This is a genomic window from Vagococcus zengguangii (assembly GCF_005145005.1).
GTDB classification, from domain to species: domain Bacteria; phylum Bacillota; class Bacilli; order Lactobacillales; family Vagococcaceae; genus Vagococcus_A; species Vagococcus_A zengguangii.
Genome location: NZ_CP039712.1, coordinates 592,113 through 610,262 on the forward strand (window position 1 = coordinate 592,113; position 18,150 = coordinate 610,262).

General features: G+C 36.4%; 18 protein-coding genes. 15 read left to right on the forward strand and 3 right to left on the reverse strand.

Features of this window, described 5'->3' with window-relative positions:
- The first annotated feature begins 2 nt into the window (after window positions 1-2).
- Complete coding sequence (locus FA707_RS02825) at window positions 3-644, forward strand: V-type ATP synthase subunit D (RefSeq protein ID WP_136952797.1); 642 nt, start codon at window positions 3-5, stop codon at window positions 642-644.
- A 34-nt stretch (window positions 645-678) separates the two neighbouring features.
- The gene (locus FA707_RS02830; protein WP_136952798.1) at window positions 679-2,052 is read left to right on the forward strand and encodes a TrkH family potassium uptake protein; all 1,374 of its coding nucleotides are present in this window, start codon (window positions 679-681) and stop codon (window positions 2,050-2,052) included.
- A 233-nt stretch (window positions 2,053-2,285) separates the two neighbouring features.
- On the opposite strand, the gene add is transcribed toward FA707_RS02830, so the two are convergent.
- Entirely contained in the window at window positions 2,286-3,302 is a 1,017-nt protein-coding gene (gene add / locus FA707_RS02835) for an adenosine deaminase (protein ID WP_136952799.1), read from the reverse strand.
- A gap of 149 nt (window positions 3,303-3,451) precedes the next feature.
- Between add and FA707_RS02840 the strand changes: the two genes are divergently transcribed.
- From FA707_RS02840 to FA707_RS02860, 5 genes are all read left to right on the forward strand, one after another.
- Window positions 3,452-3,895, forward strand: coding sequence for a DUF1801 domain-containing protein (locus FA707_RS02840; protein WP_136952800.1), 444 nt, complete (start codon window positions 3,452-3,454; stop codon window positions 3,893-3,895).
- A gap of 107 nt (window positions 3,896-4,002) precedes the next feature.
- Window positions 4,003-4,758: a rhomboid family intramembrane serine protease gene (locus FA707_RS02845; protein WP_246032337.1), complete on the forward strand. Its 756-nt coding sequence runs from the start codon at window positions 4,003-4,005 to the stop codon at window positions 4,756-4,758.
- A 59-nt stretch (window positions 4,759-4,817) separates the two neighbouring features.
- Window positions 4,818-5,033 (forward strand): YqgQ family protein, encoded by a 216-nt coding sequence (locus tag FA707_RS02850; protein WP_136952801.1) that lies wholly within the window; start codon window positions 4,818-4,820, stop codon window positions 5,031-5,033.
- Between the two features lie 3 nt (window positions 5,034-5,036).
- Window positions 5,037-6,008 carry an ROK family glucokinase gene (locus tag FA707_RS02855; RefSeq protein WP_154299930.1) on the forward strand — a complete coding sequence of 324 codons (972 nt, stop codon included), beginning with the start codon at window positions 5,037-5,039 and terminating at the stop codon, window positions 6,006-6,008.
- Between the two features lie 57 nt (window positions 6,009-6,065).
- Window positions 6,066-6,407: a rhodanese-like domain-containing protein gene (locus FA707_RS02860; RefSeq protein ID WP_136954165.1), complete on the forward strand. Its 342-nt coding sequence runs from the start codon at window positions 6,066-6,068 to the stop codon at window positions 6,405-6,407.
- Between the two features lie 38 nt (window positions 6,408-6,445).
- Here the strand turns inward: FA707_RS02860 and FA707_RS02865 are convergent, their stop codons facing one another.
- Both FA707_RS02865 and FA707_RS02870 read right to left on the reverse strand, forming a co-directional pair.
- Entirely contained in the window at window positions 6,446-6,727 is a 282-nt protein-coding gene (locus FA707_RS02865; protein WP_136952803.1) for a DUF1827 family protein, read from the reverse strand.
- A gap of 121 nt (window positions 6,728-6,848) precedes the next feature.
- Window positions 6,849-9,029: an ATP-dependent Clp protease ATP-binding subunit gene (locus FA707_RS02870; protein ID WP_136952804.1), complete on the reverse strand. Its 2,181-nt coding sequence runs from the start codon at window positions 9,027-9,029 to the stop codon at window positions 6,849-6,851.
- 375 nt (window positions 9,030-9,404) lie between these two features.
- Here FA707_RS02870 and FA707_RS02875 point away from each other — a divergent pair, with 375 nt between their 5' ends.
- From FA707_RS02875 to clpX, 8 genes are all read left to right on the forward strand, one after another.
- Window positions 9,405-9,671, forward strand: coding sequence for a phosphocarrier protein HPr (locus tag FA707_RS02875; RefSeq protein WP_136952805.1), 267 nt, complete (start codon window positions 9,405-9,407; stop codon window positions 9,669-9,671).
- On the forward strand, window positions 9,671-11,392 hold the full coding sequence (gene ptsP, locus FA707_RS02880) for a phosphoenolpyruvate--protein phosphotransferase (protein ID WP_136952806.1): 1,722 nt from the start codon (window positions 9,671-9,673) through the stop codon (window positions 11,390-11,392). Before FA707_RS02875 ends, ptsP begins: the two co-directional genes overlap by 1 nt.
- Window positions 11,393-11,816: 424 nt before the next feature.
- On the forward strand, window positions 11,817-13,058 hold the full coding sequence (locus tag FA707_RS02885; protein ID WP_136952807.1) for a glycosyltransferase family 4 protein: 1,242 nt from the start codon (window positions 11,817-11,819) through the stop codon (window positions 13,056-13,058).
- A gap of 65 nt (window positions 13,059-13,123) precedes the next feature.
- Window positions 13,124-13,984 carry an NAD(P)-dependent oxidoreductase gene (locus FA707_RS02890; RefSeq protein ID WP_136952808.1) on the forward strand — a complete coding sequence of 287 codons (861 nt, stop codon included), beginning with the start codon at window positions 13,124-13,126 and terminating at the stop codon, window positions 13,982-13,984.
- Window positions 13,985-14,099: 115 nt separating this feature from the next.
- Entirely contained in the window at window positions 14,100-14,333 is a 234-nt protein-coding gene (locus FA707_RS02895; RefSeq protein ID WP_136952809.1) for a YkuJ family protein, read from the forward strand.
- An 82-nt stretch (window positions 14,334-14,415) separates the two neighbouring features.
- On the forward strand, window positions 14,416-15,354 hold the full coding sequence (locus FA707_RS02900) for a tetratricopeptide repeat protein (RefSeq protein WP_136952810.1): 939 nt from the start codon (window positions 14,416-14,418) through the stop codon (window positions 15,352-15,354).
- Between the two features lie 102 nt (window positions 15,355-15,456).
- Window positions 15,457-16,740 carry a trigger factor gene (gene tig, locus FA707_RS02905; protein ID WP_136952811.1) on the forward strand — a complete coding sequence of 428 codons (1,284 nt, stop codon included), beginning with the start codon at window positions 15,457-15,459 and terminating at the stop codon, window positions 16,738-16,740.
- 136 nt (window positions 16,741-16,876) lie between these two features.
- Complete coding sequence (clpX, locus tag FA707_RS02910; RefSeq protein WP_136952812.1) at window positions 16,877-18,136, forward strand: ATP-dependent Clp protease ATP-binding subunit ClpX; 1,260 nt, start codon at window positions 16,877-16,879, stop codon at window positions 18,134-18,136.
- Window positions 18,137-18,150 lie beyond the last annotated feature (14 nt).

An 18,150-nucleotide genomic window follows, 5' to 3' on the forward strand; every position in this document is an offset into this window, starting at 1 on the left:
TAATGTCTATCATGAATGTCAATCCAACACGGATGGAATTATCTAGATTAAAAAAACAGTTGACAACAGCAACGCGAGGACATAAACTCTTAAAAGATAAGCAAGATGAATTAATGAGACAATTTATTTTGCTAGTGAAAAAAAATCATCAGCTTAGAGATGAGTTGGAAAATCTTATGCAACAAGCGATGGAGAGCTTCATGTTAGCGAATGTTGCGATAAATGAAAATTTTATTGAAGAATTGTTTTTATTACCTACAGATGATATTTCGGTCGATATTGTTGAAAAAAATATTATGAGTGTTACAGTTCCCATCATGAACTTTTCTTATCCAGATGAATTTGATGAAGACGCGCTTGATTACGGTTATGTCAATTCAAATGCCGATCTTGATGCTGCAATTGAAAAATTTTATGATTTTCTTCCGCAACTATCTAAATTGACAGAGATGGAAAAAACATGCCAATTAATGGCAGATGAGATTGAGAAAACGAGGAGAAGAGTCAATGCACTTGAGTATATGACGATTCCCCAACTTGAAGAAACAATTCAACATATTAAGATGAAACTAGAAGAGAATGAACGAGCAGAAATTACTCGTTTAATTAAAGTGAAGAATAAAGAAAACACTGTTGGTTTATGACCGCAGTGTTTTTGATAGGGAGTAAGTGTAAACTATGCGAATAAGGAAAAGAAAAAAAGGTCGAGCATTATTGCCACGTTTTGGACCAGCGTCTATCTTAGCATTGGGTTTTATTGTTGTGATACTAATAGGTGCTGTGGTTTTAACGTTGCCTTTTTTTTCTACAAGCAACGAGCCGACACCGTTTATTGATGCGCTATTTACGGCAACCTCAGCAACCTGTGTTACAGGGTTATCAACTCTAAATACAGCAGAGCATTGGAATAGCTATGGAGATTTGGTCATTTTAATATTAATTGAAATTGGTGGGCTGAATTTTATGATGTTACCTATTGTTTTCTTCACCATTTTGAAGAAACGGATTCAGCTAAGTACAAGGATTATTATTAAGGAAGCTTTTAATTTAGATCAAGTTTCTGGCGTTATGAGTCTAGCTTTATATGTATTAAAGTTGGCAATCACCATTCAAACTTTAGGAGCTTTATTACTCGCTATTGATTTTATTCCTCGATATGGCGTATTAAAAGGATTATGGTATGCTCTATTTCATGCGGTTTCTAGTTTTTGTAACGCCGGATTTGATTTATTTGGGGATAGTTTAGTTCCGTTTCAAAATAATCCTTATGTTATGCTAGTTGTTTCTGGCTTAATAATTTCTGGAGGATTAGGTTTTATTGTTTGGAAAGATTTAAATGACTTTATTAAAAGTCGACGACGATTAAGCCTACATAGTAAAATTGCGTTAATTATGACTACCGGATTATTAATTGGCGGGTTTGTCTTTTTTTATTTTTCAGAAGGAAACTCTCAAGAGCCACTGACCGAGCCTAATAAAGCATCTCGTATAATTAATAGTTTATTTTTGAGTGTTACAGCTAGGACGGCAGGTTTTGCCTCCGTTGATTATGCACAGTTATCTCATGCTAGTATATTAATGACGATTGTTCTAATGTATATTGGTGGGACATCTGGTTCAACGGCAGGTGGTTTAAAGACTACCACTTTTGGCGTGTTATTAATTCAAATTATTTCTGTTTTAAAAGGTCGACCTCATGCGGAGTTTGCAGGAAGACGGATAAAAGAATCTGTCGTAGTAAAGGCGTTGATGTTATTTGTTATAACGTTAATGGTGTGTGTTATAGCAATGATGATACTATCCGTAACGGAAGATTTGCCAGAGTACATGGGTTCGGAGTATATTGCGTTTGAAGTTATTTCAGCTTTTGGAACAGTAGGTTTGACAATGGGGCTAACGCCGATACTCTCACTGCCAGGGAAAATAGTGATTATTGTTTTAATGTTCATCGGACGTGTAGGCATAATGACGGTACTGTTCTCATTATTAACAAAATCTCAACAAAAAGAAATACCTATTCAATTTCCAAAAGAAAATGTCATGATTGGTTAAGACGAAAGCCCCCTCTGTTTGCAGAGGGGGTTCTTTTTTACATACTATAAATTAATGTTGATTGTTCCTATCACAAAATAGCCAGTTTAACCCTGAAAAAAATCATTTGAAGAATATGTTTGTTTTTTAGATGAATCAAAAAAAATTTTTTAGGTTTGTTTCTTTTCAAAGCTCAGTAAAATAATCGGATAATATCAAAAAACTCTTTAAAAGCCAGAGAATTACGGTAATTATTAATTTATAAAGGCTTGCATTTCCGCTAAAATAGCTTCTTTAATCTCAGAGCTTGCAAAGGAATGTTCCATTGCATAGTGATTCAATCGTATAAAATCTTCTTTGGTTAATCCAAGATGTTCTCTTAACAGGTCATATTCCTTACTTAAAGTGGTATTTGACACCGTCTTGTTGTCAGTATTCAAACAAAAAATAACTTGATTTTCTAACCATTCTTCTAGTGGATAATCTGAAATTTTACCAAGGGCGCGTGTTTGGATGTTGCTAGTTGGACAACTTTCGATACAAACCTGATGTTCTGCACAAAAACGTTGAGCTTGCACGTTACCTTTTAAGGCAATACCATGTCCAATTCGTTTAGCACCGGCCTCTATTGCTTGATAAACATTTGCTACACATCCACATTCGCCGGCGTGAAGGGTTAGTTGGACGGAGTATTTTTCTACTAGTAACTTTAATGTGACTTCATAATCAGTGACATAATTTTCTAATTCAGGGCCGGCGAGATCGATACCGACGATTTTTGATTGTCTTGTCTCTAAGGCGTTAATAAATTTCGCACCTAGACTAGATAATTCTTCATTACGCATGCCAGTAATTAATAAATTACCGGTAATGTTATAAGATTGTTCTGCTAAAGCCACCCCTTTTGCAACAGCTTCAACGACTTGCTCGATTGTTAACCCTTTTTTGGTGGAAAGACTTGGTGCAAAGCGGATTTCAAGATAGCGAATGCCATCGCTTGCTGCTTGTTCCATCACATCAAAAGCTGCAGTAGATAGGGCCTTTTCTGTTTGTAAATAAGGAAGAACATAGTTAAACGTTTCTAAATAATCTTCAAGGTGTTCGCAATTAGCTGGTGCTTGCATTTTTTTAGTGACTTCAGCCAAGTCTTCTTCAATAGATAAGTGATCGGCTAAGGCAATTTTTTGTAAGGTGGCAGGGCGGATTGAGCCATCTAAATGGCAATGTAATTCAGCTTTTGGAAATTGGCGAATAAAATCAGTTGTAAACATCTAAATTCCTCCTTCAAGTAAACATGTCGCAAAATATTTTAATATTCATTCTAACAGAAATTTAGCGATTGTCTATTCATAAAGTGAAGATAGTTGAATTAGTGTGAGGTTATCGTTATATTATGTATAAAAATAAAGGAGGAGAAAGTATGGAGTTGATTGGTGAGTATCTAGAACAAGTAGATGAAAAACGTCGTGAGGCTTTTGAACGTTTATATAGAATAGTGAAGGAAAATTTACCTGAAGGGTTTGAAGAAGTGAAAATGTATGGCATGATTAGTTTTGTTGTGCCATTAGAACGTTATCCTGATGGTTATTTAAATCGCATGAATGAACCGCTACCGTTTATTAGTTTGGCGTCACAAAAGAACCACATAGCAATTTATCATATGGGCATTATGGGAAATGAATCACTGCTGACTTGGTTTCAAGAAGCTTACGCGCAACAAGTTCCAACGAAATTAAATATGGGAAAAAGCTGTATTCGTTTAACCAATCCAAAGCATATTCCGTATGACTTAATCGTAGAGTTGGTGCAGAAAATGACAGTTGATGAGTGGATTGCACAATACGAACGTTTCAAGGGATGCTAATCAAAGATAATGCCTGACTATCTTTGTGACAATGACTTTTATTAATTCTTAATGAGTTATCATGTCTGATAATGGTATAATGTATTAGATAGAGAGGTGGTATTAGATTGGAAAAAATAAGAAATATGAATTGGCAACGAATTAAAAATGACTCTTGGGTGACCATGCTTTTTCTAGCGACTCAAATTATCGTCTTTGTCGTGATGACCCTAGTTGGTTTAACGCGTGGCATGGGAATAAGTGGTACGCAAGATGTTGGTTTATTATATGAATTTGGCGCATTAAATGCACATGGTATTATTTTGTATCATGAGTTTTGGCGTTTTATCACACCGATTTTTATTCATATCGGTCTGACTCACTTATTGTTTAACTCAGTCTTTTTATATTTTGCGGGTCGTGATTTAGAAGCAATTATGGGACATTGGCGTTTTTTCTGTTTTTATTTATTAGCCGGTATAGGTGGTAATATTTTTAGTTTCGCATTTGCCAACCCTGCGTCAATTTCAGCGGGTGCAAGTACAGCGCTATTCGGGATATTTGGAGCATTCATTGCGCTAGGAAGAATTTTCCCACATAATCCTAAAATTCAATATATGGCAAAAAATATGTTGACCTTAGCTGGTATTAACTTATTGTTCAATATCTTTGCGAGTAATATTGATATGTTAGGACACGTTGGTGGGTTAATTAGTGGTCTGCTATTGGGCTTTGTTTTTTCTGCACCACAATTATTAAGTCAACGTTTTAGCGCCATGCGTGATGACAATATTCATCGTCGAATTGCCTGTGGTTTAGGCTTTGTCCTAATGCTGGTTGCGTTAATCATGTATTCATTACAAAAATATGGCATGTATTTATAATTTTTAATAAAAGACTACAAAAAAGTCTGATGAATCTGTATAATAAAGGAAGTGTGGAGATGAGAACGCTTTACGATGTGCAACAGTTATTAAAACGTTTTGGCATTTATCTTTATACCGGTAAGCGTCTTTATGATATTGAATTAATGGAGATGGAATTAATTGATCTACACGATGGTCAAATGCTGGATGAAGATGAGTTCGTGGCAGCTCACCGCGTGTTAAGACGTGAATACGAAAATGAATTGAAAGCGCAAACTAGCAGGGAGGATTAAGTGTTGGAAAAGAAATTAATTGGGATTGACTTAGGTGGTACGACTATCAAGTTTGGGATTTTAACCCCTCAAGGAGAAGTTCAACAAAAATGGAGTATTGAAACAGATATTTCAGAAGAAGGAACAAAAATTGTCCCTGATATTATTGAAACAATTAAACACCGTTTAGAGTTATATAATATGACAACGGATGAATTCATCGGAATTGGTATGGGAACCCCAGGTGCTGTAAATATTGAACAAGGTTCAGTGATTGGTGCGTATAACTTAAACTGGAAAACAGAACAACCCATTCGTCAGCAAATTGAATCTGCTTTAGGGATTCCGTTTGTTTTAGATAACGATGCTAACGTCGCAGCCTTAGGTGAGCGTTGGATGGGTGCTGGAAATAATAACCCTGATGTTGCCTTCATGACGCTTGGAACAGGTGTTGGTGGTGGAATTATCGCGGAAGGTAACTTGTTACATGGGGTAGCAGGTGCGGCCGGTGAAATTGGCCATATTACCGTTGACCCAACAGGTTTTGAGTGTACATGTGGTAAGCGTGGATGTTTAGAAACAGTGGCTAGTGCAACAGGTGTCGTACGTGTCGCACGTCAATTATCAGAAGAATATGCCGGCGAATCAGAATTGAAATCAATGATTGATGATGGACAAGAAGTAACAAGTAAATTAGTCTTCGATCAAGCTAAAGCCGATGATCCATTTGCTGAGATGGTAGTTGACAAAGTTTGTTTCTACTTAGGTTTAGCTTGCGCCCATATTGGCAACATGTTGAACCCGTCAGATATCGTAATCGGTGGTGGCGTGTCAGCAGCAGGTGAGTTTTTACGTGAGAAAATTCAACGCTATTTTGATGAATTTACCTTCAAACAAGTCCGTGAAAGCACAGCAATTAAATTAGCTGTTTTAGGTAATGATGCGGGTATTATTGGAGCAGCATCACTAGCGTTAACATTTAATGAAGAGAAATAGAAAAGAGGAACATCAGTGAATTACTTAACAATTATTTTATTAATCATCTTATTAGCAATGATTGGTCGTGAGTTATATTTAAAATATATGGCTAAAAAGTCAGCAAAAATGGTTTCTCAAGAGGAGTTTAAAGAACACTTTAGAACGGGTCAATTAATTGACTTACGTGAGAGTGACATTTACCGAGCTAGTCATATTTTAGGTGCACGTAACTTACCTTACTCAACTTTCAAACAAAGTTATGTTGGATTAAGAAAAGATCGTCCCGTCTTACTATATGATCAAAGTAAAACAATTAGCGTTCGTATTGCAAACTTCTTAAGAAAAGAAGGGTATACTGATATTTATATCCTTAAAGAAGGTTTTGATGGTTGGACAGGCAAAGTCAAACATAAATAATAAAAAACTCGCTACTGCATACGCGGTAGCGAGTTTTTTTAGATTGGAAAGCTAATTTCAACTAAATGATCAGTACGTACCATATCAAGCTTGTTTAAAGTTTGATGGTTAGGTTCAAGACGGTCTAGAACATATTCGATTTCATTATCTTTAATTTTTCTTTGTTTATTTTGAATAGCGATTTCTTTGTGTGTGCGGGCCTCTGAGTAGATGACATTTGTTTTCCCTAACGTATACACTTTCACTAATAAACTGTCAGTGTTCGCTAATTGGTTATTGACTAATTTAGCATAGCTGTTTGTTACATCGACTAATTTCATATGTGTCACTCCCTTAACTACTGTTTATAATTATATTTTACAGTTTTTTGGAGATTTAATAAACTAAAAACTATTACTAAATTAAAAACTACACAAGAATTTTTTCTTGTGTAGTTTGCATTTAATTAATCGCACGAACAGCAATGGTTTCGTCTTCGTTAAGATAAGCTTCGTAATGTGTTTTGTTTGGCTCATCTAGGAAGACTTGTGCTAAGTTATCTTCAATTTGTTCTTGGATGACACGACGTAACGGACGTGCACCCATTTGAGGATTGTAACCTAAGTCGACTAATTTTTCTTTAACGTTCTGAGGTACGTCAATTTGTAAGTGTTGGGTTGCTAGCATATTGTTCACATCATCAATCATTAAGTTAACAATTTGTAGCAAGTTATCTTTTGAAAGAGCTGAGAACTCGATAATCCCATCGAAACGATTTAAGAATTCTGGCTTGAAGAAATCACCTAGTTGAGATAAAACAGAGTGGGTTTTGCCTTCTCTAGCTGCCCCAAATCCAACGTTAGCTTCGACTGCTCCAGTTCCAGCATTACTTGTCATAATGATAATGGTGTCTTTAAAGCTAACAGTTCGTCCTTGTGAATCGGTCAAGCGACCATCGTCTAAAATTTGCAAGAACATGTGCATCACATCTGGATGTGCTTTTTCGATTTCGTCTAATAAAACTAAGCTATAAGGAGATCGACGCACTTTTTCGGTTAATTGACCTGCTTCTTCATAGCCAACATAGCCAGGTGGTGAACCGATTAATTTAGCCGTACTATGTTTATCCATGTATTCACTCATATCAAGGCGAATCATGGTATCCGTTGAACCGAATAGCTCAAAAGCTAATTGTTTGGCTAGTTCAGTTTTACCGACACCAGTTGGTCCGACGAATAAGAAGGAACCAATTGGGCGATTCTTTTTATTTAGACCAATACGATTACGGCGAATTGCTTTGGCTACTTTATCAATCGCTTCATCTTGACCGATGACATGACGTTGCAATTCTTCGGCTAAATGTTTCAATTGATTTTGTTCTTTTTCTTTTAAGTCCCCCACTGGTATACCGGTTTTTTGTTCGACAATCACCTCCATGTCTTTCTCGGTCACGGTTGGCATATCTTCTTCGGCGATTTGATTTTCTTTTAATTTTTCTAAATGAGCAATCTGATCACGGTAATACGCTGCTTTTTCAAAATCTTCTTCTTTAGAAGCTTGTGTTTTTTGTTCAACCGCATTTTGTAAGCGACGTTCAATCAACTCAGGGTCAAGCATTTGAATGGTCAGATTTTTCTTGGAACCTGATTCATCGAGTAAGTCGATGGCTTTGTCAGGTAAGAAGCGATCTTGAATGTATCGGCTAGATAAGCTAACGGCAGCTTCGATTGCAGCGTCATCGTATTTAACATGATGATAGTCTTCGTATCGTTTTTGAATTCCTTTTAGAATTTCTAAGGTTTGTTCAGGGGTCGGTTCATCTACTCGAACAGGTTGTAGACGGCGTTCTAAGGCAGCATCTTTTTCGATTAAACGATACTCTGCTAGAGTAGTTGCACCTACCAGTTGAAGTTTGCCACGAGCAAGGGCTGGTTTTAATATGTTGCCGGCATCCATACTACCGTCACCTGCTGAACCTGCACCGACTATTTCATGAATCTCATCGATAAACAAAATGACGTTTTGATTTGCTTCGACTTCATCCATTAATTGTTTCATGCGTTCTTCAAATTGACCACGGATACCAGTTCCTTGCACTAATGATACGACATCTAATTGAATAACTTCTTTATCTTGTAGTTTTTGAGGGACTTCGTTATTAATGATTTTTAATGCTAATCCTTCAACTACGGCAGTTTTACCGACACCAGGTTCGCCGATTAAGACAGGGTTATTTTTTGTTCTTCTATTTAATATCTCGATGACGCGCGTAATTTCTTCGTCACGGCCAATAACTGGATCAATTCGACCTTGGCGCGCTTCTTCGGTCAAGTTAAGACCATATTCAGCCAAAAGACTTTGATTTTGTCCAGGACCTTGCGGTGGTTGACCAGGCGCTTGGTTTTGAGTAGGAGGCGTTTGACGTATATTACTTTGATTGAATTGTTGTGACAGTGCACGGTACCAATCATCAATTGAACTAAAACCATAAGGGTCCTTATTCATCGTTGGTGGCATGGTAGTGTTCGCTTGATTTAATTCACGATAACATTTTTGACATAGATATACTTTGTTTGTTTGACTCCCTGTCATAATTGAAAGGGTGATGGTTGCTTGATTTTGTTTACAGTTTTGGCAAAGCATAAGTGTCACATCCTTTTTTTGAAATAGAGATCAGAAGGTTAATTGACCTTTTTTGACCTTTGAAATAATTATACTGACTAAAGAATAAAATTTCAAGAATTAGGCCTTTGGATGAAAGTTTGAAAATAAGATAATTAACAAATAGAGATAAAATGTAAATAAGTTATGTTAATTTCATGAAAATTTCACAAAATAACCTTAAATATAAATTTTTTGTTAATCCTGTCAAAACTAATGTATGAAAGCGGTTTAATCACGATAAAAAAGTTGTAAGGATTCAAAAAAAATGGTAATGTTAACAATTGAAAGGGATATTATTGAGCAATTGAAAATATCCCCAAAAAAATTGTTGAAGACAAAGGAGAACGAACAATTATGGAAAAAAAAGAATTTCACATTATCGCTGATACAGGAATCCACGCTCGTCCAGCTACTTTATTAGTACAAGCTGCAAGCAAATTCACTTCTGATATCAACTTAGAGTACAAAGGTAAAGCAGTAAACTTAAAATCAATCATGGGCGTTATGTCTTTAGGTGTTGGCCAAGGTGCTGATATCGCTATCACTGCTGAAGGTGCTGACGAAGTAGAAGCTATCGCTGCAATCGCTGAAGCAATGCAAAAAGAAGGTTTATCTGAATAATGTCTGAGATGTTAAAAGGTATCGGAGCTAGTGATGGTGTAGCTGTTGCTAAGGCTTATATGTTAATCGAACCTGATTTATCTTTTACTAAAACAACAGTTGAAGATTCTGAAGGAGAAGTTAGCCGCTTAAAAGCTGCTTTAGCAAAAGCAACAGAAGAAATCACTGCTATTCGTGAAAAAGCCGCTGCAACATTAGGTGAAGAAGAAGCGCAAGTTTTCGATGCTCACTTAATGGTATTAGCAGACCCAGAAATGGTTGGTGCTGTTGAATCAAACATTAATGATAACAAAGTTAATGCTGAATCAGCGCTTAAAGAAGTAACTGATATGTTTATCACTATGTTTGAATCTATGGAAGATAACCCATACATGCAAGAACGTGCTGCTGATATTAAAGACGTTACTAAACGTGTCATTAGTCACTTATTAAATGTTAAATTACCAAACCCATCAATGATTGATGAAGAGGTTATCGTGATCGCTCACGACTTAACACCAAGTGATACAGCACAATTAGACCGTCGTTTTGTTAAAGCATTCGTTACAAATATTGGTGGTAGAACATCTCACTCAGCTATTATGGCTCGTTCTTTAGAAATTCCTGCAGTCGTAGGTACGATGGAAATTACTAATTCAGTAGTTGAAGATCAACTATTAGCTGTTAACGGTATTACGGGTGAAGTTATCGTTGAACCAACGGAAGAAGAACAAGCAGTTGTTAATAAAGCTGGTGAAGAATATGCTGCAATGAAAGCTGAATGGGACAAACTAAAAGATGCTCAAACAGTAACAGCTGACGGCAAACACTTTGAATTAGCTGCTAATATTGGAACACCTAAAGATTTAGAAGGTGTTAACAATAACGGTGGTGAAGCAGTTGGTTTATACCGTACTGAATTCTTATACATGGATTCTCCTGAATTACCATCTGAAGATGCTCAATTTGAAGCATACAAAGCGGTATTAGAAGGAATGAACGGCAAACCAGTTGTGGTTCGTACAATGGATATTGGTGGAGATAAAGAATTACCTTACTTACCATTACCACACGAAATGAACCCATTCTTAGGTTACCGTGCATTACGTATTTCATTAGTAGAAGATGATATGTTTAGAACACAATTACGTGCTTTATTACGTGCATCTGTATACGGTCAATTACGTATTATGTTCCCAATGGTTGCAACCTTAAAAGAGTTCCGTGCTGCTAAAGCAATGCTTGATGAAGAAAAAGCTAAATTGATTGCTGACGGTGTCGCTGTTGCAGATGATATCCAAGTGGGTATCATGATTGAAATTCCTGCAGCTGCAGTTATCGCTGATAAATTTGCAAAAGAAGTTGACTTCTTCTCAGTAGGAACAAACGATTTAATCCAATATACTATGGCGGCAGACCGTATGAACGAACGCGTTTCTTACCTATACCAACCATATAACCCATCAATCTTACGTTTAATTAAACACGTAATCGATTCAGCACATGCTGAAGGTAAATGGGCTGGTATGTGTGGTGAGATGGCTGGCGATCAAACAGCTGTTCCTTTATTAGTAGGTTTAGGATTAGATGAGTTCTCTATGAGCGCAACAAGTATCTTAAAAACACGTAGCTTAATGAAACGTTTAGATTCAACTAAGATGGCTGAATTAGCTGACAAAGCAATCAATGATTGTGACACAGCTGAAGAAGTTGTTGCTTTAGTTGAAGAATATACTCAGTAATTAAATTAAACTCGAAGATCAATTTGATCTTCGGGTTTTTTGTTTATTTCATATTTTGAATTTGGTAGGTCAAATTTGAGTTTTCTTAATGCATAATTGAACTATTGTGAATGGGAATCTTGTGATATTCTGAGATTGTTCGAAGTAATTCTAATAGGGATAGGTCATTGGAGTTATTTTTAAAAAGGGTTACGCTTGTTATTGTCTGATAACAGGGGTAGCAAAAATAAAAAGGTTATTCATATAAAAAAAGCTTTCGAGTCCTTTAAGGGGGCTTGAAAGCTTTTTTGCCCTACAAAAACATAATAAATACAACGTTAGACTGAGGCTTTTAGTACTAGATATGGTATATTAGATTTAATAAATTATCGGATGAATAGGTTGTTAACTTGGTATGATTGAATAGAGATTGTGGGGGTTTATAATGAAGGTGGGTATTTTTACTGATACATACTTTCCGCAAATAAGCGGAGTATCGACATCAGTCAAAACATTAAAAGGAGAGCTTGAGCAGTTAGGGCATGAGGTTATTATTTTTACAACAACTGACCCTCATGCTATAGATGACGAACCAGACATTGTTCGTTTGCCAAGTATTCCATTTATTTCATTTAAAGATAGAAGGATGGTCATTCGTGGGTTGATTCATGCTTATGAAGTTGCCAAAGACTATCAATTAGAGTTGGTTCATACGCAAACCGAGTTTGGAGTAGGATTATTAGGTAAATTTGTGGCAAGGAAATTGAATATTCCTATTATTCATACATATCACACCATGTACGAAGATTACTTGCATTATATCGCGAAAGGTATCATTGTCCGTCCGCAACATGTTCGAATTATGACACGTAAGTTTTGTCACCATCTTGATGGAGTGGTTTGTCCTAGCCAACGTGTTGAAAACAAGTTACATGAATACGATATTAACTTGCCAATGAGAATAATACCGACGGGGATTGATTTAAAGCAATTTAGTTCCAATTCTTTAGATTGCGTGAGTTTTCGACAACAATTAGGGATTGCTGAAGATAAGACTATCTTATTGTCGTTAAGTCGCTTATCTTATGAAAAAAATATTCAAGCAATTATTCACGGGATGCCAGAGATTGTTGCTGCGAATAAGACCAATCATTTAGTAGTGGCTGGTGATGGTCCTTATCGTGAAGAGCTTGAGCAATTAGTTGATGAACTTCAACTTGATGATGCTGTGAGTTTTGTGGGGGAAGTAGATAATAGTATGGTGAATCAGTATTATCAATTAGCCGACTATTTTGTTTCTTTATCTACATCAGAGTCGCAAGGATTAACCTATATTGAGGCATTGGCTGCTAAAACACCCATTATCGCCAAAGAAAATGATTATTTGAAACGTTTAGTGACAAATGAAGCGATGGGGCTATTATTGCCAAATGAAGAATCTTTTGCTAAATGTTTTATTGACTATCAAGCTAAAGAGGTCAATCATGCACCAAAATATTTTGAAGAACAATTGAACGTAATTTCTAGTACGACGTTTGGTAAGAGAGTTGAAACGTTTTATCAAGAAATAGTTAGGTTAGACCAATCAAGTAAGTTAACACAAGATGTTGAGGAAGGTGTGGCTTTTAAGCCAAAACAACTTGTTAATAAAACCTTAAAAATTATTAGAAGAACTAAGCGATTTTAAACACTTAGTTCTTTTTTTTTTGCGCATAAATAGGTATGATATGAGTAATGAAGGGGGCTACAATTATGAAAATTGGTTTTATCGGCACAGGCGTTATGGGTGCCTCTATTATTAAACATTTAATGCAAGCAGGTCATGACTTAGTGGTCTATAATCGAACGAAAGCCAAAACAGACGAATTAGTGTCTTTAGGTGCTACTTGGGCAGAAACGCCTCAAAAAGTGGCAGAAACTTCTGACCTAATCTTTTCAATGGTTGGCTATCCACAAGATGTGGAAGAAATTTATTATGGGGAAACAGGCATCTTTGCAGCGGATGTTACAGGTAAAATCTTAGTTGATATGACAACGAGTACGCCAACCTTAGCTGAACGTATTTATGAGACAGCTGAAGAACGCGGTGCAAGTAGTTTGGATGCGCCGGTGTCAGGTGGCGATTTAGGGGCTAAAAATGGGACACTAACGATTATGGTTGGTGGCGACGAAGTTACCTATGCACAAGTTGCGCCTGTTCTTGCAACATTTGGTAAGACGATTAATTTACAAGGTTCAGCAGGTAAAGGCCAACATACGAAAATGGCCAATCAAATTATGATTGCTGGGACAATGACAGGGATGACTGAATTGTTAGTCTACGCAAAAGCAGCCAATCTAGATTTAGAAAAAGTTATCGCGACCGTTGGTGGAGGAAGCGCCGCTAACTGGTCATTAACCAATTATTCTCCTCGAATTTTAAAAGAAGATTTTACGCCTGGTTTTTTTGTGAAGCATTTTATTAAAGACTTAAAGATTGCTTTAGATGAGGCAGAGAAAATGCAAATTGAATTACCAGCCACAAGATTAGCGAAGGTCTTATACGAAAAATTAGCAGCAGAAGGCTATGAAAATAATGGGACCCAATCTTTAATTAAATTATGGTGGGATTAACTAATTAATTAAGAATAATTATAGAAAACTTTTATAAATTCTGTTATTATCAATGCATATTAGACAACTTTTTGATACAATGTAACAGGAAGCGAAATTAAAGGAGGCTTGCCTTATGAAAAGTTCAAAACTAGTAGCCATTCTTAAACGCTTGGATGCTATGACAGAAACAACTGAAACTGAAGTACAAACTCGCCGTTTCGAAAACGAAGGTGTTGAAAAATGCTTAGTTAGCTATGACCCAGCGACAAGTACGTTTGAGTTGACAGAATCAGGATCACAAGAAGTTTATCAATTTGACGATATTGACTTTGTTGCGATGGAAATTTTTGAATTATTAGACGCATAATTAATTTAAGGAGCTATGACACCCACGTCTTAGCTCCTTAAATATTAAATAAAATCAGTCATTTAAGTAAAGGAGTAGTAGGATGAGTGAGGGAGTTATTGAATTTCCAGAGAATTATCATAATCATCTAAATTTGGGTGAAACTGCCTTTCAAGAAGAACGTTACAATGAAGCTTTAACACATTTTCAGGCGGCTTACAATATGGAAAATGAACCCACAGCTAATAGATGGTTAGTCAAAACAGCGTTAGTACTTAATGAGTTCGAACTAGCAAGTAAAATTGCTGAGGAGCGCTTAAATGATTATTTAGCTAATTCTGAGTATTTAGTCATGTACTTAGACGCATTAATTGGGCAAAAGAAATTTCAACGTGCACGCCTATTTATAGAAGTATATGCAGATTCTGAAGTGAAAGCCCAGCAATCAACCGTGCTACAACAAGCTGAAGAACATGCGCTACGTTTTGATAGTCGGAAGATTCAAGAAAATATGACTAAATTAGCGACGTGGTATCCAGAGCCACATGAAATAGTTGCTTTTTTAGATAGTTTGAATGAATTGCCTTATGAAAAATTTATGGAGCGAGTATTAGCGATTTTAAAAGACAAACGCCATTCGTTAATGTTACGTAATCAGTTGTTGAATACGTTACGCTTACTTAAAGTTGAAAAAGCTGTTCATATTATTGATTATCAAGAACAAACACGCGAAGTCACACCAAGCACGCTAGAGATTATGGGACGTGAGCAAACTTACTTACAAGTATCAGCGATTCTTAATAAGCTAGTTGGTGAACAACCCAACGTCTTGAATCAATTGTTGGCAGATCAACGACGTTTCTTTAATATCGTATATCCGTTAGCTAAGAAAGACATTCGCTCGGTTGAAAACTGGTTAAGTGTGACTTTAGCACCTTATAACGGACTTGTCCGTTTACCAATTGATGAACAAGCGCTAGAAGAGGTAGCGGAACTGACCGTTTTTAACCAAGTATTAGCTAAAATGGGTTTAAAACCATAAGAATCAAGGGGATTTTGAATAAGTGTTTTACATTTAACTATTAATATTGTATAATTTGAGGGTATGTAAACGAATAAACTACTATGTGGAGGGACTATATACATGACAGCCAAATGGGAAAAAAAAGGCACAAATGATGGAGTTTTATCATTTGAAATTAGCCAAGAATTAATCCAACCAGAATTAACAAAAACTTTTAATAAAGTGAAAAGAAATATCTCAGTACCGGGATTCCGTAAAGGGAAAATTTCTCGCCAAATGTTCAACAAAATGTACGGCGAAGCAGCTTTATACGAAGATACTTTAAATGCTTTATTACCAGCAGCATACGATGCAGCGGTTAAAGAAGCAGGAATTGAGCCAGTTGCTCAACCATCAGTTAACGTAACCAAAATGGAAGCTGAAGGCGCTTGGGAAATCACTGCTGAAGTTACTGTAAAACCTGAAGTTAAATTAGGTGAATACAAAAACTTAACAGTTGAAAAACAAGACCGTGAAGTAACAGAAGAAGAAGTTGACGCAACAATCGAAGAAAAACGTCAATCATTAGCTGAATTAGTCTTAAAAGAAGACGCTGCAGCTGAAGCTGGCGACACTGTTGTTATCGACTATAAAGGAATGAAAGACGGCGTAGCATTTGACGGTGGTACTGCTGAAAATCAATCATTAGAATTAGGTTCTAACACATTCATCCCTGGATTTGAAGAACAATTAATCGGCGCTAAAGCTGGCGATGATGTTGAAGTGAAAGTGACTTTCCCTGAAGAATATCACGCTGAAGACTTAGCTGGTGCTGAAGCAATTTTTGAAGTGAAAGTACACGAAGTTAAAGGTAAAGAATTACCAGAATTAGACGATGAATTTGCTAAAGATGCAGATGAAGAAGTTGAAACATTTGCTGAATACAAAGAAAAAGTTCGTGCGTCTCTAGTTGAAGCTAAAGAAAAAGCGGCTAAAGAAAAAGTGGAAGAATTAGCAATCGAGCAAGCTGTTGCTAACGCTGAAATCGTTGAATTACCACACGTAATGGTTCACGACGAAGTACACCGTGCAATGGATGAGTACTTAGGAAACATGCAACGTCAAGGAATTTCTCCTGAGTTATACTACCAAATCACTGGTACAACTGAAGCTGACTTACACAAACAATTTGAAGCTGATGCTGACAAACGTGTGAAAACAAGCTTAGTAATCGAAGCAGTTGCTGCTGCTGAAGGTTATGAAGTAACAGAAGAAGATATCAACGCTGAAATCAAAACATTATCAGAAACTTACGGTATGGAAGAAGATGCTATCCGTAAAGCATTAACAGCTGAAATGTTAAAACATGATATCGTATTGAAAAAAGCTTTAGACGTTATTACTGAAACTGCTAAAGAAGCTTAATTCATTATCAAGTAAAAGAGTGAAGGCCTTCGTTCCTTTACTCTTTTCTTTTTCTATTTATAGAAAGTAAATGATTTAATTCTGGGTCATTTTATGATAGACTGATATGAAGAGTACGGTAAGGAGGCCAGAAAATATGTATGATGAAACAATGGATGGGAACAATACAGTACGCTGCTCATTTTGTGGAAAAGCACAAGACGAGGTACGTAAGATTGTCGCTGGTCCCGGTGTTTATATTTGTAATGAATGTATTGAACTATGCAAAAATATTATGGACGAGGAATTCTACGAGTCAACAATTCAAGAATTTTTAGAAGTTCCTAAACCAAATGAAATTTTAGATTTCTTAAACAACTACGTAATTGGTCAAACACGCGCGAAAAAAGTCTTATCAGTGGCGGTTTATAATCACTACAAACGTATCACCGCAATGGAAACAGATGTTGAAGACGATATCGAACTACAAAAAAGTAATATTTGTTTAATCGGACCAACTGGTTCAGGTAAAACCTTTATTGCCCAATCATTAGCTAAAACATTAGACGTTCCATTTGCAATTGCTGATGCAACAAGTTTAACTGAGGCTGGATACGTTGGGGAAGATGTTGAAAATATCTTGCTAAAATTATTACAAGCAGCTGACTTCAATGTTGAACGTGCTGAACGTGGGATTATTTATATCGATGAAATTGATAAAATTGCCCGTAAGAGTGAAAATGTCTCAATCACTCGCGATGTTTCCGGTGAAGGCGTACAGCAAGCTTTGCTGAAAATTTTAGAAGGAACTGTTGCGAGTGTTCCGCCACAAGGTGGACGTAAACACCCACAACAAGAGTTCATCCAAATCGACACAACTAACATTTTATTTATTGTTGGTGGGGCATTCGATGGTATCGAAAACATTGTCCGTGAACGTTTAGGTGAAAAAGTCATTGGTTTTGGCACATCATCTAAGAAATTAGACGAAAACCAAAGTTTAATGCAAGAAATTATCCCAGAAGACTTATTGAAGTTTGGTTTAATTCCTGAGTTTATAGGACGTTTACCAGTAATGGCGGCGTTAGAGAAGTTAACTGAAGAAGATTTAGTTCGTGTGTTAACGGAACCTAAAAATGCATTAGTGAAACAATACAAAAAACTATTCGAAATCGACGGTGTTGAGTTAGACATCGAAGAAGACGCGCTTAAAGCAATCGCCAACCAAGCGATTGAACGTAATACTGGTGCGCGTGGTTTACGCTCAATTATGGAAAACGTGATGATGGATATCATGTTTGACATTCCACATCGTGAAGACGTGGAAAAAGTTGTCGTAACTAAAGCAACCGTGGAAGAATTAGCAGAACCATTATTAGTCCTAAAAAGTGAAGCAACAGAACAAGCTGCTGAGTAGGTAGGACAATAGTT